The organism is Microbacterium sp. No. 7, assembly GCF_001314225.1.
In the GTDB taxonomy this organism is placed as follows: Bacteria; Actinomycetota; Actinomycetes; order Actinomycetales; family Microbacteriaceae; genus Microbacterium.
On record NZ_CP012697.1, the window covers coordinates 2,194,672 to 2,207,559 of the forward strand.

At 70.8% G+C, this 12,888-nt stretch carries 15 protein-coding genes and 2 tRNA genes; 10 read left to right on the top strand and 7 right to left on the bottom strand.

What is annotated here, in order from left to right:
- Positions 1-87 precede the first annotated feature (87 nt).
- From AOA12_RS10040 to AOA12_RS10065, 6 genes are read left to right on the top strand one after another with little or no spacing between them, the layout of a single operon-like run.
- Positions 88-999: an ABC transporter ATP-binding protein gene (locus tag AOA12_RS10040; protein WP_054682447.1), complete on the top strand. Its 912-nt coding sequence runs from the start codon at positions 88-90 to the stop codon at positions 997-999.
- A complete protein-coding gene (locus AOA12_RS10045) occupies positions 996-1,808 on the top strand; it encodes an ABC transporter permease (RefSeq protein ID WP_054682448.1) in 813 nt (270 codons plus the stop codon). Before AOA12_RS10040 ends, AOA12_RS10045 begins: the two co-directional genes overlap by 4 nt.
- A gap of 10 nt (positions 1,809-1,818) precedes the next feature.
- Entirely contained in the window at positions 1,819-3,102 is a 1,284-nt protein-coding gene (locus AOA12_RS10050; RefSeq protein ID WP_054682449.1) for a sensor histidine kinase, read from the top strand.
- The gene (locus AOA12_RS10055) at positions 3,099-3,788 is read left to right on the top strand and encodes a response regulator (RefSeq protein WP_054682450.1); all 690 of its coding nucleotides are present in this window, start codon (positions 3,099-3,101) and stop codon (positions 3,786-3,788) included. The genes AOA12_RS10050 and AOA12_RS10055 overlap by 4 nt, the downstream gene beginning before the upstream one ends.
- A gap of 41 nt (positions 3,789-3,829) precedes the next feature.
- Positions 3,830-4,939 (top strand): mechanosensitive ion channel family protein, encoded by a 1,110-nt coding sequence (locus AOA12_RS10060; RefSeq protein ID WP_054682451.1) that lies wholly within the window; start codon positions 3,830-3,832, stop codon positions 4,937-4,939.
- Positions 4,936-5,355, top strand: a complete 420-nt coding sequence (locus AOA12_RS10065; protein ID WP_054682452.1) for a globin — start codon at positions 4,936-4,938, stop codon at positions 5,353-5,355. The genes AOA12_RS10060 and AOA12_RS10065 overlap by 4 nt, the downstream gene beginning before the upstream one ends.
- Here the strand turns inward: AOA12_RS10065 and AOA12_RS10070 are convergent.
- Positions 5,333-6,001, bottom strand: coding sequence for a hypothetical protein (locus AOA12_RS10070; protein ID WP_054682453.1), 669 nt, complete (start codon positions 5,999-6,001; stop codon positions 5,333-5,335). The two genes, AOA12_RS10065 and AOA12_RS10070, sit on opposite strands and share 23 nt — an antisense overlap.
- Before the next feature lie 49 nt (positions 6,002-6,050).
- Here AOA12_RS10070 and AOA12_RS10075 point away from each other — a divergent pair, with 49 nt between their 5' ends.
- Positions 6,051-6,938, top strand: a complete 888-nt coding sequence (locus AOA12_RS10075) for an acyl-CoA thioesterase (RefSeq protein WP_054682454.1) — start codon at positions 6,051-6,053, stop codon at positions 6,936-6,938.
- Positions 6,939-6,951: 13 nt separating this feature from the next.
- On the opposite strand, the gene AOA12_RS10080 is transcribed toward AOA12_RS10075, so the two are convergent.
- The 5 genes from AOA12_RS10080 to msrA all read right to left on the bottom strand — a co-directional run bounded on the left by AOA12_RS10080 (position 6,952) and on the right by msrA (position 10,964).
- Positions 6,952-7,440 (bottom strand): acyl-CoA thioesterase, encoded by a 489-nt coding sequence (locus tag AOA12_RS10080; RefSeq protein ID WP_197281110.1) that lies wholly within the window; start codon positions 7,438-7,440, stop codon positions 6,952-6,954.
- Entirely contained in the window at positions 7,433-9,112 is a 1,680-nt protein-coding gene (ettA, locus tag AOA12_RS10085; protein WP_054682456.1) for an energy-dependent translational throttle protein EttA, read from the bottom strand. The genes AOA12_RS10080 and ettA overlap by 8 nt, the downstream gene beginning before the upstream one ends.
- 46 nt (positions 9,113-9,158) lie before the next feature.
- Positions 9,159-9,665, bottom strand: a complete 507-nt coding sequence (locus tag AOA12_RS10090) for a DUF6993 domain-containing protein (RefSeq protein WP_156366453.1) — start codon at positions 9,663-9,665, stop codon at positions 9,159-9,161.
- Positions 9,666-9,715: 50 nt separating this feature from the next.
- Positions 9,716-10,270: a single-stranded DNA-binding protein gene (locus AOA12_RS10095; protein WP_156366454.1), complete on the bottom strand. Its 555-nt coding sequence runs from the start codon at positions 10,268-10,270 to the stop codon at positions 9,716-9,718.
- Positions 10,271-10,439: 169 nt separating this feature from the next.
- On the bottom strand, positions 10,440-10,964 hold the full coding sequence (gene msrA, locus AOA12_RS10100) for a peptide-methionine (S)-S-oxide reductase MsrA (RefSeq protein ID WP_054682459.1): 525 nt from the start codon (positions 10,962-10,964) through the stop codon (positions 10,440-10,442).
- Positions 10,965-11,072: 108 nt separating this feature from the next.
- On the opposite strand from msrA, the gene AOA12_RS23590 reads away from it, so the two are divergent.
- A complete protein-coding gene (locus AOA12_RS23590; RefSeq protein WP_054682460.1) occupies positions 11,073-11,324 on the top strand; it encodes a hypothetical protein in 252 nt (83 codons plus the stop codon).
- A 17-nt stretch (positions 11,325-11,341) separates the two neighbouring features.
- On the opposite strand, the gene AOA12_RS10110 is transcribed toward AOA12_RS23590, so the two are convergent.
- Positions 11,342-11,417, bottom strand: a tRNA-Arg gene (locus AOA12_RS10110).
- Positions 11,418-11,500: 83 nt separating this feature from the next.
- Here AOA12_RS10110 and orn point away from each other — a divergent pair.
- Positions 11,501-12,124: an oligoribonuclease gene (gene orn / locus AOA12_RS10115; protein ID WP_054682461.1), complete on the top strand. Its 624-nt coding sequence runs from the start codon at positions 11,501-11,503 to the stop codon at positions 12,122-12,124.
- Positions 12,125-12,158: 34 nt separating this feature from the next.
- Positions 12,159-12,231 (top strand) — tRNA-His (locus tag AOA12_RS10120).
- Positions 12,232-12,888: the final 657 nt, after the last annotated feature.

A 12,888-nucleotide genomic window follows, 5' to 3' on the forward strand; every position in this document is an offset into this window, starting at 1 on the left:
GCGTCCGTCGCGAGGGGGATGCCGGAGACCGACATCGGTACCGCAGGCGGACGCGGGGCGACACGACCGCGACGTAGCGTCGAGGGCATGATCGTCGCAGAGAATCTCACGAAGAGGTACGGGGACAAGACCGCCGTGGCGGATGTCTCCTTCACCGTGCAGCCCGGCAAGGTGACCGGCTTCCTCGGGCCCAACGGCGCGGGCAAGTCGACCACGATGCGCATGATCGTGGGGCTCGACCGCCCCACGGCGGGTCACGTCACGGTCTCGGGCCAGTCGTACGCGAGCCTGCCGGCACCGCTCACCGAGGTGGGCGTGCTGCTCGACGCGAAGGCCGTGCACACGGGCCGCAGCGCCCGCAACCACCTGCGGGCCATGGCCGCGACGCACGGCATCAGCCGCCGCCGGGTCGACGAGGTGATCGAGCTCACCGGCATCGGGTCCGTCGCGGGCAAGCGCGCCGGCGGCTTCTCGCTCGGCATGGGACAGCGGCTCGGCATCGCGGCCGCCCTCCTGGGCGACCCGCAGACCCTCATCCTGGACGAGCCCGTCAACGGCCTCGACCCCGAGGGCGTGCGCTGGGTCCGCCAGCTCGTGCGGCGTCACGCCGCCGCGGGTCGCACCGTGCTGCTCTCCAGCCACCTGATGAGCGAGATGGCGCAGACCGCCGACCACGTCATCGTGCTCGGGCGGGGAAAGGTCCTCGCCGACGCGCCGATCGACGACCTCGTGCGCGCGTGGACGACGAGCGTCGTGCGCGTGCGCAGCCCGCGCGCCGCCGAGCTCACCCAGGCGCTCGCCCGTCCGGCCGTCGAGATCGCGGCGCCGTCGGCCGACGAGCTCGTCGTCACGGGCCTCACGGCCGCCGAGATCGGCGACACCGCGGCCGAGCGAGGCATCGCCCTGCACGAGCTGACGCCCACCACCGGGTCGCTCGAGGAGGCGTACCTCGCCCTCACCGAGCAGGCCGTCGAATACCGCACCAAGGAGCTCGCATGACCGCCGTCACCGCCGGAACGCCGCTCGACGCGACGAACGCGCCGGCACCCCGCCTCACCTTCCCGCACCTGCTGCGGGCCGAGTGGATCAAGCTCTCCACGCTGCGGTCGACCTGGTGGTCGGTCGGCATCGTCGCGGTGCTGTCCGTCGCGGTCTCCGCCATGATGGCGAGCGCGGCGAACGACTTCGGGCCGGGCTACATGCCCATCATGGCCATCGTCTCGCCGCTGCAGTTCACGATGCTGCTCGCCGGCATCCTCGGCGCCATCGCGATCACGGGAGAGTACTCGACGGGCATGATCCGGTCCACGTTCACGGCCGCGCCCCGTCGTGGCGCCGTCCTCGTGGCCAAGGCGATCGTCACGGCGACGCTCATGTTCGTCGTGAGCCTCGTCGTGTTCCTCCTCTCGGTCGCCGTCACAGCACCGATCCTCAGGGAGCCCGTCGACTGGTCCGACCCCGCGCAGTCGGTGCTACCGATCCTCGGCGGTGCGCTGAGCATGGTGATGTTCACGCTCATCGGCCTCTCCTTCGGGTTCCTCCTGCGCAGCGGCGCCGGCGCCATCTCGGCGACGATCGCGGTGATGTTCGTGCTGCCGATCGTGGCGGCCAGCTTCCCCTACGGCGACCCGGCGTGGCAGTGGGTGCGCGACATCGCGCAGTACCTCCCCATGAACCTCGCGCAGTCGCTGACCAGCGTCGGCGACGAGTACGGCCTCGCCGACGGACCCGCGCTGCTCGGCGTCGCCGTCTGGATCGTCGCGGGGCTCGTCGCGGCCTGGGGCGTGCTGCGCCGACGCGACGCGTAGAGTCGGGTCGATGTCCGCAGCACCGCAGTCCGTCGCCGGTCCCGCCGGGACCGACGACGGACTGCGCCTGCCACGTCCGCCCGGCGTCATCCGGAGGTTCTGGGCCCGGCATCCGATCGTCGCCGACGTGCTCGTCGCGCTGGTCGTCTTCCTCACCGCGCTGCCGTCGACCGTCGTCGCGTCCAACGTGCGCACGGTGTCCGCGCCCCTGACCACGGGCGTGCTCGGCGTCGTCATGATCGCCGCGTGCGCGATGCTCGTGCTGCGCCGCCGGTGGCCGCGGGCCGTCTTCGCCGCCGCGCTGTGCACGAGCCTGGCCTGCCTGCTCGCGGCCACGCCGTTCGGCTCGTCGCCGGTCCTGGTCGCCTGCTACACGCTCGCCGTGTATCGTTCGTCGCGCGCCTGCTGGGCGGGGTTCGGCATCCTCGCCACCGCCCTGCTCGTGGTCGCGACCGCCGCCACCTCGGCGGGTCTCCTGCCCTTCTCCGCCAGTGCGAACACCGTGCTCGCCCACACCGTCTCGGCGCTCGTAGGATCGCTCGTCGGCGTCAACGTCGGCAACCGCAAGCGCTACCTCGAGGCGGTCATCGACCGTTCGCGCCAGCTGCTCGTCGAACGCGACCAGCAGGCGCGGCTCGCCGCCGACGCGGAACGGCGGCGCATCGCCCGCGAGATGCACGACATCGTCTCGCACTCCCTCACCGTGATCGTCGCGCTCACGGAGGGCGCGGCGGCGACCGACGACCGCGAGCGGGCGCGGGCGGCGGGCGCTCAGGCGGCCGCGACCGCGCGCACGGCGCTGCGCGAGATGCGGGCGATGCTCGGCGTGCTGCGCGACGAGCGCGGCGACGCGCCGCTCTCCCCCGTCGACGACGACGCCGTGGCCGAGGCGATCGATCGCGCGCGGCAGGCCGGATTCCCCGTGACCTTCACGCTGTCCGGCGTCGTCGACGCGCCCCGGGCCGTGCGCTTCGCGCTGGGCCGCATCGTGCAGGAGGGGCTCACGAACGCGATGCGCCATGCGCCGCGCGCGACGTCCATCGACGTCTCCGTCGTGTCGCTCGCCGACGCGATCGCCGTCGAGATCCGCAACGACGGCGTCGAGCAGACCTCGGCGAGCGGCGGCGGATACGGCCTCACCGGCCTGCGCGAACGCGTCGCGCACGTGGGCGGCACGCTCTCGAGCGGTCCCGTCGCGCCCGGTCGCTGGCGGCTGCACGCGCATCTCCCCTTCTCGGCCGACGGCGCCGCCCCCGCGCCGGACGCCGCTCGACCCGTTCCGGAGGCCCCATGACCTCGCGCATCCGCGTGCTGCTCGTCGACGACCAGGAGCTCATCCGGCTCGGGTTCCGGCTCGTGCTCGACGCCGAGCCCGATCTCGAGGTCGTCGGCGAGGCGGCCGACGGCGAGGCCGCGATCGAGGCGTGCCGTCGGCTGCTGCCCGACGTGGTGCTGATGGACATCCGGATGCCGCGTCTCGACGGCGTCGCCGCGACGGCGCGCATCGTCGCGGAGCAGCCCCGGTCGCGCGTGCTCGTGCTCACGACGTTCGACCTCGACGAGTACGTGCTCGGCGCCCTGCGCGCCGGCGCCAGCGGATTCCTCCTGAAGGATGCCCAGCGGCAGGAGCTCGTCTCCGCGATCCACGCCGTGCACCGGGGCGACGCGACGCTCGCGCCGAGCGTCACGCGCCGTCTGCTCGACACGCTCGTGGAGCATCCCGCCGCGCCGTCGCCGCCCGGACCGGACCCCGCCGACGCCCTGACGGACCGCGAGCGCGACGTCTATCGCGCGATCGCGCGCGGCCGGACCAACGCCGAGATCGCGGCGGAGCTCTATCTCGGCGAGTCGACCGTGAAGACGCACGTCGGCCGCGTGCTCGCCAAGCTCGGCGCCCGCGACCGCGTGCACGCCGTGATCATCGCGCACCGGCACGGCCACGTGCCGCCCGATGCGCGGGGCTCGGCGCCCGAAGACTGAGCATCAGCCTTCGCAGAGGCTACGTCACTAAAATCGACGGGATGATCCTGCGTCCCCTCGACACCACCGACGACGCTCCCGACGTGCTCGATCCGAGCTTCTGGGGCGACGTCGCCGTCTGGCTGGGCAAGGCGGGCGTCAACCTGATCCAGGTCGCCCTCATCATCGTGGGCGCGGTGCTCGCCGCGTGGATCCTGCGGCTGGTGATCCGGCGGGTCGTCACGCGCATCGTGCGCGGCGCGAAGAGCAAGGCGCAGGTCACCGACACGCAGGCGCTGGAGTCGTCGCCGCTGTCGGCGATGCGCCTCGTGCAGCGCACGCGCACGCTCGGCTCCATCCTGCAGAACATCGTCAACGTCTCGCTCGTCGTCATCGCGCTGCTCCTCGTCGTGCAGACGATCGCGCCGAACGCGCTGGGCTCGTTCACCCTGCTCACCGCCGCCGTCGGCGCGGGGCTCGGCTTCGGCGCGCAGAACATCGTCAGGGACGTGCTGAACGGCATCTTCCTCGTCGCCGAGGACCAGGTCGGCATCGGCGACGTCGTCGACCTCGACCTGGCATCCGGCGTCGTCGAGTACGTGAGCGTGCGCATCACGCACGTGCGCGACGTCAACGGCACGCTCTGGTACGTGCGCAACGGCGAGATCACGCGCGTCGGCAACATGTCGCAGGGCTGGTCGCGCGCGATCATCGACCTCACGGTGCCCGTCGACGCCGACATCGACGACGTCGAGCAGGTGATGCTCGACACGGCCCGCGGCCTCGCGCACGACGCCAAGTGGCGGTCGCGCATCCTCGAAGACCCGGAGGTGTGGGGCCTGGAGTCGATCACCGGCGACGCGCTCGTCATGCGGCTCGTGATCAAGACGCTCGCCGGCTCGAAGGACGACGTCGCCGGCGAGCTGCGCGTGCGGCTCAAGCGCGCGTTCGACGAGATGGGCGTCGGATCGGCGCAGATGAGCTCCGTCATGCTCACGGGGCTCGAAGGCGCCCAGCGCGTGCGCGGCGCGAATCCTCCGCGCACGCGCCCGACGCCCGTCCCGCCGCCGTCGGGCAAGGGCATCTGGAAGGCCAAGAAGCGTCCGGGGCGCGACGCCGACACGCGCGCGACGCCCGACGACGACGCGCCCGCGGAAGGGGACGACGAATGAGCGACGAGCCGAGCACGTTCTACGAGCAGGTGGGCGGCCACGACACGTTCGTGCGCCTCGTCGACGCCTTCTACCGCGAGGTCGCCGCGGACGAGGTGCTGCGTCCCATGTATCCGGAGGAGGACCTCGGCCCCGCCGCCGTGCGCCTGCGGATGTTCCTGGAGCAGTACTGGGGCGGGCCGACGGCCTACGGCGAGCAGCGCGGGCATCCGCGGCTCCGCCTGCGGCACATGGGGTTCCACGTCAACCCGGACGCACGGGACCGCTGGCTCCGTCACATGCGCACGGCGCTCGACGAGGTGCAGCTCTCCCCCCTGCACGAGGAGACGATGTGGGACTACCTGCAGCGCGCCGCGCACGCGCTCGTGAACACCTTCGAGCCGACGCCGTCCGCTACGGCCTCGTCCGACCGGTAGGCATCACGGTCGTCAGCCCCTCGCGCACGCTGACACGGGTGAGAACGTGGCCGCGGGTGAGGCTCACCCGCGTCCACGGACCGCTGCGTCGCACCGTCGCGGGCTCGTCGCCGCCGATGAACCCGAGCGCGAAGGCCGCGAACGCGATCCCGTGAGCGAGACCGCCGAGAGCGGGGTCCGGTCTCCCCCAGACGTCCGCGCGCACCCGCTGCACGACCTCTTCGCCCGGGCTCGCGGGCAGCGCCTCCGCGACCTCGGCCATCCCCGCCTGCGCGCGCGATGCGAGGAGGGATGCCGGGATCTCGGCGACCGCCTCCCAGCCGCCCCGCGGAGGCGAGATGCCCGCCCAGCTCGCCGTCGTGCCCGTCTCGGGCAGCGTGACGGCCGTCCCCGACACGGCGAGGCCGGTCGCATCCACGACCAGGTCGCACACCAGCTCGGGGTCGACGGCGGCGACGCGCATGCCGAGCACCGTCGGCGTCGCGTCGAGCAGCGTCTGCGGCGCCAGCGGCGCGGCGCTGACGGTCAGCAGCCCGCCGGCGGCACGGAGCCGCACGTTCCCGTCGCCCACGTGCGCGGCCCGCTCGGCGAAGGTCACGACATCGCGCGCCGCCTGCGCGCTGTCGAAGAGAAGTCGTTCGGTCATCCGAACTAAGCTACCAAGCACGACGGCCAGAGATTCGCGAGGAGACTCCGTGAACGCACTTGACTCGGGGCACGACGGCCGGGCGGCGATCACCCTGCTGGAGACGCTCGAGCTCTCCGACGTCGGTGCCCGCACGACCGAGGACATCTTCGTCGGCCGCTCGCAGCTCATGCCGCATCGGCGCATCTACGGAGGGCAGGTGCTCGCCCAGTCGCTCGTGGCCGCCGGCCGCACGGTGTCGGCGGATCACGCGGCCCACTCCATGCATGCGTACTTCCTGCGGCCCGGCGACGACACGCAGACGGTCACCTTCTCGGTCGATCGCCTGCACGACGGTCGCTCGTTCGCCACGCGCCGCGTGCAGGCGTACCAGGACGGCGTGCCGATCTTCTCGATGATCGCCTCCTATCAGACCTCGAGTCCCGGCCTCGAGCACCAGGCCCCCATGCCCGAGGGCATCCCGGGACCCGAGGAGATCGGGCGCGAGAACGAGCGCACGATGCGCACGGCCAGCGGCGGCTTCCTGCTCGGCGACGTCATGGAGATCCGCCACGTCGAGGGCGCGATCCATGAGCATCCTGCCGAGCACCGCAGTCCGCGGCAGCATCTCTGGCTCCGCTCCACCGCCCGGCTTCCCGACGACCCCGACGTGCATCGCGCGGCGCTGCTCTACATGAGCGACCTCACCATCCAGGAGTCGACGTTGCGCAATCACGGCCTCTCGTGGAGCCATCCCGGCCTCAAGAGCGCGAGCCTCGACCATGCGATGTGGTTCCACCGCTTCGGCCGTGCCGACGAGTGGCTGCTGTACGCACAGGAGTCCACGAGCGCGAGAGGCGGCCGGGGCCTCTCCCGCGGCCACCTCTACACCCGCGACGGCACCCTGGTGGCCAGCGTCGCCCAGGAGTCGATGGTGCGCGTTCCGGCGCAGTCCTGACCGCGAGCGACGGTCAGCGGCGGCGGCCGTAGGCGATCGGCGCGCCCGCGTACTCCGTCCAGGCGGTGCGCATCGGCTCCGTGAGGCGCGCGGGCTTCCCCGTCTCCGCGCTCAGGACGACCAGGACGGCCGACGCACGTGCGTAGAGCGTGCGCGGCTCCTCGCCGACGGGGCTGTACACCTCGTAGCAGATCTCCGCGCTCGAGCCGCCGAGATGCCCGAACCACAGCTCGACGTCCAGCGGCTCGGGGCCGTACGGGACCGGCGAGAGATATTCGATCTCCTGCCGCGCGACCACCGTCTGCACGCCGGAGACCTCCTCGGGCTCGACCACCGCCGTCGGGTGGGTCTGCCCGCCGCTCGCCTTCCAGATCGCGCGGATGCGGGCCTCTTCGAGCAGCTTGAGCAGCGAGACGTTGTTGACGTGGTCGTAGGCGTCGAGGTCTCCCCAGCGCAGGTGGACGGGCACGTGCAGGCGAGCGCCCGTCACGGGTTCAGTCACGGGTGAGCTTCCGGTGCGCCGAGCGGTGCGGCTTCGCCGCCTCGGGGCCCAGACGGTCGATCTTGTTCTGCTCGTAGGCCTCGAAGTTGCCCTCGAACCAGTACCACTGATCGGGCTGCTCGTCCGTGCCCTCATAGGCCAGGATGTGCGTCGCGATGCGGTCGAGGAACCACCGGTCGTGCGTGATGACCACGGCACAGCCGGGGAACTCGAGCAGCGCGTTCTCGAGCGACTGCAGGGTCTCGACGTCGAGGTCGTTGGTCGGCTCGTCGAGGAGCAGCAGGTTGCCGCCCTCCTTGAGGGTGAGCGCGAGGTTCAGGCGGTTGCGCTCGCCGCCGGAGAGCACGCCGGCCTTCTTCTGCTGGTCGGGTCCCTTGAAGCCGAACTTCGACACGTACGCGCGCGACGGGATCTCGGTCTTGCCGACCGTGATGATGTCGAGCCCGTCGGAGACCACCTCCCACAGCGTCTTGTTGGGGTCGATGTTGGCGCGGCTCTGGTCGACGTAGCTGATCTTGACCGTCTCGCCGATCTTCAGCTCGCCGCCGTCGAGCGGCTCGAGGCCCACGATCGTCTTGAAGAGGGTCGTCTTGCCGACGCCGTTGGGGCCGATGACGCCGACGATGCCGTTCGGCGGCAGGCTGAAGCTGAGCCCGTCGATGAGCGAGCGGCCGTCGAAGCCCTTCTGCAGGTTCTTCGCCTCGATCACGACGCTGCCGAGTCGCGGACCCGGCGGGATCTGGATCTCCTCGAAGTCGAGCTTGCGCGTGCGCTCGGCCTCGGCCGCCATCTCCTCGTAGCGCGCCAGTCGCGCCTTCGACTTCGCCTGACGGCCCTTCGCGTTCGACCGCACCCATTCGAGCTCGTCGGCGAGGCGCTTGGCGAGCTTGGCGTCCTTCTTGCCCTGGATCTCGAGGCGCTCGCGCTTCTTCTCCAGGTAGGTCGAGTAGTTGCCCTCGTAGCCGATGAGGCGGCCGCGATCGACCTCGGCGATCCACTCCGCCACGTTGTCGAGGAAGTACCGGTCGTGCGTGATCGCGATGACCGCGCCGGGGTACTTCTGCAGGTGCTGCTCCAGCCAGAGCACGCTCTCGGCGTCCAGGTGGTTGGTGGGCTCGTCGAGCAGCAGGAGGTCGGGCTTCTGCAGCAGCAGGCGGCACAGCGCGACGCGGCGCTTCTCGCCGCCCGAGAGCACGCTCACCTGCGCGTCCGACGGGGGCGTGCGCAGGGCGTCCATCGCCTGCTCCAGCTGGGAGTCGAGATCCCACGCGTCGGCCGCGTCGATCTCCTCCTGCAGCGTGCCCATCTCGGCCAGCAGCGCGTCGAAGTCGGCGTCAGGATCGCTCATGAGCGCGGAGATCTCGTTGAAGCGGTCGACCTTCGCCTTGATGGCGATGCCGTCCTGGATGTTCTCCAGCACGGTCTTCGACTCGTCGAGCTCGGGCTCCTGCATGAGGATGCCGACGGTGAAGCCGGGCGTCAGCGTCGCCTCGCCGTTGGATGGCTGATCGAGACCCGCCATGATCTTCAGGATCGTCGACTTTCCGGCCCCGTTGGGGCCGACCATGCCGATCTTCGCGCCCGGGAGGAACGCCATCGTCACGTCGTCGAGGATCAGCTTCTCGCCCACAGCCTTGCGGGCACGGACCATCTGGTAGATGTACTCAGCCATAGGCGTCCCAGTCTACGCGGCCGGAGCGGGCGCCCGCGGTGTGCCCTCAGCCGCCGGCGCCCGCGACGTCGCCCACGAGGCATCCGCCCGACGCGAGCGCGGGCACGATCGTCACGACGGCGCCGGCATCGCCGGCGGGGATGTGGGCGAGCAGGCACTCCCCCGCCCAGCCGACGGCGATCTGGAGGCTGTCGACCGGGTCGCCGACGCTCGTGCGGTCGGCCGTGGCCTGAACGGTCTCCGCGCCGAATCCCGCGGCGACGAGGGCGGCCGTGTACGCTCCGGCGGCCATGCGTGCGTCGGAGCCCGCCACGGCCTGCACCGTGACCTCGAAGATCGGCAGGTTGTCGACCGCGGTGCCGTCGGCGACGAGCACGGGACCCGAGGGGGTCGGCTCCGGCGTCGGCTCGGTGGGCGTCGCGGTGCGCGTGCTCGTCGGCACCGGCGCGGGCTCGTCGGTCGGCGTGCACGCGCTGAGGATCAGCGCGACGCCCACGGCGGCGCCGATCAGCGAGGCGGCCCTGCGCAGGGCGCGAGGATGTCGAAGGGGCACAGCGGAGAGTCTAGAGAGACTCCCCGCCGTGCACGCGCGACGTCCGGCGTTCAGAACGGCACCTCGTCGTCCGGGCCCGTGCGCGCGTGCCAGTCGCCCGCGGTCGGCGGTGCGCTCGCGGCGACGGAGACGAGAGCGGGCCTCTCCTCGGGCGTGTCGCCCGCCGGCGGCGGCGCCCACGCGTCGGCCACGGGCGCGGCCCCATCGAGGGGATGCTGCGGAGCGGCGTGCAGGGTCTGCGGTGCGTGCGACTCGTCGCGCGCGTACGCCGTCGTGCCCCACAGCAGATCGTGGCCGAGCGCGTCGGCCTCGATCTCGGCCTCGCGCCCCTGCCTGCCGTTCGCCTCCCACTCGCGCAGCCGGAAGCGACCCGCCACGATCACGCGCTGGCCCTTGTGGAACGAGACCAGCGCGTGCTCCGCGAGCGAGCGGAACGCGCTGACCGTGTACCAGTTGGTCTGCTCCTGCACCCATTGCCGGGTCTGCGGATCGAGGCGGCTGTGCGTGCTCGCGAGGCGAAAGCTGATGACGGGCGCGCCGGTGCTGGTGCGCCGCCGTTCGGGAACGGTGGCGACCGTGCCGACGACGGTGATGCGATCGTGCATGATGCGTGTCCTCTCGTAGAGTCCGGGGACGGTCCCCGGCTGCTCCGGCACCCGTGTGCCCTGGGCGGGTGCCGGAGCACTCACATCGTCGATCGCCGCCCGGCGCCGCGGAGCGCGATCGGGCGGATCTGAGGACAGATCGCAGAAAAAGGCGGTTGGGGACGAGGACTCAGGCGAGCGCGTAGTCGGCGAAGCGCGCCCGCACCTTGTTCACCTTCGGCACGGCGACCGCGAGGCAGTAGCCCTGGCCCGGGTTCTTCGCGAAGAAGTCCTGGTGGTAGTCCTCGGCCGGGTAGAACGGCTCCGGGTCCTCGAAGGTCGTGACGAGACCGCCGCCCCACCACTCGGACGCGCGCTCCTTCGCGGCCTCGAACGCGGCGCGCTGCTCGTCGTCGACGGGGAACATGGCGGAGCGGTACTGCGGCCCGATGTCGTTGCCCTGACCGTTCGCCTGACGCGGGTCGTGCATCGTGAAGTACGCGTCGAGGATGACGTCGCCGGGGATCACGGCGGGGTCGAAGGTCACTCGTACGGCCTCGGCGTGCCCCGTCGTCCCCGTGCAGACCTGTTCGTAGGTGGGGTTCGGCACCGATCCGCCGACATAGCCCGACTCGACGTTCTCGACCCCGCGCAGCGCGCGGTAGGCCGCGTCGAGGCACCAGAAGCAGCCACCGGCCAGGGTGTAGGTCTCCATGAGATCTCCTTGGGATTGACGTTCCCATCGTAGGCGTCGCAGCGGCCGTCCGGGCCGTCGGATCGATGTCGGAGGTCGCACGTATGTTCTCCTCAGAAGAGAGCAGTCATGGTCGCACTTCTGGAGAGAACCTCGGTGCCGGCGGCACCGCCGAACGCGACGCTCATCGCCGTCGGCGAGCGGAGATGGCGGGTGCTCGATCGCCGGGGCCGCGTGCTCGGACATCTCGAACGGCACGCGCAGAGCGACGACATCCGCTTTCGCGCGCAGCGGTTCCACGCGCCGACGCGGTCGTTCCGCACGATCGGCGAGTTCTGGTCGGCGGACGAGGCCGTCGAGTGCCTGCGCCTGAGCCGGTAGACGTGGTTCGGCCGTGCTGGCGCCCCCGACAGGATTCGAACCTGTGACCCGCGGATTAGAAGGCCGCCGCTCTATCCACTGAGCTACGGGGGCATGCGCACGCACGAACAGACGTGCAGACATCCAGAGTAGCGCCGCCGGAGTGCGTGTCTGACGCCGTCATTAGGATGGTCCGCATGGTCAGTGCCGCAGAGAACGATCGCCTCGTCTGGATCGACTGCGAGATGACCGGTCTCGACCTCGCGGTCGATGAGCTGGTCGAGATCGCCGTCGTCGTGACCGACTTCGAGCTGCGACAGCTCGATGCCGGGTTCCAGATCGTCATCAGGCCGAGCGCGGCGGCGCTCGAGAACATGGGCGACTTCGTCACCGCGATGCATGAAAAGTCGGGGCTGCTCGCCGAGATCCCGCACGGCGTCCCGCTCGCCGAGGCCGAGGCCGAGACCCTCGCCTACATCCGGCGCTTCGCACCCGAGGGCAAGGCGCCGCTGGCCGGCAACACGATCGGCACCGACCGCATGTTCCTCGCCAAGTACATGCCTCAGGTCGACCGATGGCTCCACTACCGCAACGTCGACGTGTCCAGCATCAAGGAGCTCTCGCGCCGCTGGTACCCGCGTGTCTACTTCCAGGCGCCGTCGAAGGACGGCGGCCATCGCGCCCTCGCCGACATCATGGAGTCGATCCGCGAGCTGGCCTACTACCGTCAGGCGGTCTTCGTCCCCGAGCCCGGACCCACGAGCGAAGAGGCCCGCGACACGGCCGCGGCGACGGTGTCGTCGTTCGCCTCCGGTTTGTGAGAGAATCTTCTGGTTGCCCGGTGACGGGCACATGGTGGGTATAGCTCAGTCGGTAGAGCACCTGGTTGTGGTCCAGGGGGTCGCGGGTTCAAGTCCCGTTACTCACCCAGGGTCCAGCCCCAGCATCTCGATGCTGGGGCTGGTTTGATTCTTGCGTTTGTCCTGGTCAGACATTGTTTCCGTGCTGGTGCGCAATGGTGATCGCCGTGCCCGGACCGACGTCGTCGAGGTCCGCGACCCCGCCTTCGTGGTGCGCGATGGTGATTTCGGTATCTCGTGACGATGTGCCAATGATCGGGCCAGTGTCGTATGCGCGACGCCGAGTCCGCGGGCGATCTCTCTGATGCTTGCTCCCTCGCCTGTCGTGACCAGAGCCGCACCTATCTCGTCGTCGTTCAACGCCCGGAGACGAATGCGCGTGTCAACGCCAGCGGCGATGAGCCGCTTCCGAACCGTCTGGACATGGATCCCATGCTTCTCCGCGATCTGAACCTGAGTCAGACCGTCCGCGTAGTCGGCCACAAGCGGCGGAAGTAGTGCCTGCGTGGTCCCTGCCGGGAGCGGAAGTGAATGCCTCTGACGCGCACCTCGCCGATCGCTCCGGTGAGACCGCGTCCGTCCCTCGATGGCGTCTCGTTGCCGGCTCCCTCCAGCGCGATGTCTCTCTGGCTTCTCGCCGGAGGCCAAGGGTTCATCGGACTTCGGATCACGTCGCGAGAGCTCGACCATCCATACCTGGGCGGGTGAGAAATGGGCGAGGTCGT

Coding starts and splice junctions, on each gene's coding strand:
- AOA12_RS10040 (WP_054682447.1), top strand. CDS start 88: ATGATCGTCGCAGAGAATCTCACGAAGAGGTACGGGGACAAGACCGCC.
- AOA12_RS10045 (WP_054682448.1), top strand. CDS start 996: ATGACCGCCGTCACCGCCGGAACGCCGCTCGACGCGACGAACGCGCCG.
- AOA12_RS10050 (WP_054682449.1), top strand. CDS start 1,819: ATGTCCGCAGCACCGCAGTCCGTCGCCGGTCCCGCCGGGACCGACGAC.
- AOA12_RS10055 (WP_054682450.1), top strand. CDS start 3,099: ATGACCTCGCGCATCCGCGTGCTGCTCGTCGACGACCAGGAGCTCATC.
- AOA12_RS10060 (WP_054682451.1), top strand. CDS start 3,830: ATGATCCTGCGTCCCCTCGACACCACCGACGACGCTCCCGACGTGCTC.
- AOA12_RS10065 (WP_054682452.1), top strand. CDS start 4,936: ATGAGCGACGAGCCGAGCACGTTCTACGAGCAGGTGGGCGGCCACGAC.
- AOA12_RS10070 (WP_054682453.1), bottom strand. CDS start 6,001: ATGACCGAACGACTTCTCTTCGACAGCGCGCAGGCGGCGCGCGATGTC.
- ettA (WP_054682456.1), bottom strand. CDS start 9,112: ATGGCTGAGTACATCTACCAGATGGTCCGTGCCCGCAAGGCTGTGGGC.
- AOA12_RS10095 (WP_156366454.1), bottom strand. CDS start 10,270: ATGCACGATCGCATCACCGTCGTCGGCACGGTCGCCACCGTTCCCGAA.
- msrA (WP_054682459.1), bottom strand. CDS start 10,964: ATGGAGACCTACACCCTGGCCGGTGGCTGCTTCTGGTGCCTCGACGCG.
- AOA12_RS23590 (WP_054682460.1), top strand. CDS start 11,073: ATGGTCGCACTTCTGGAGAGAACCTCGGTGCCGGCGGCACCGCCGAAC.
- orn (WP_054682461.1), top strand. CDS start 11,501: ATGGTCAGTGCCGCAGAGAACGATCGCCTCGTCTGGATCGACTGCGAG.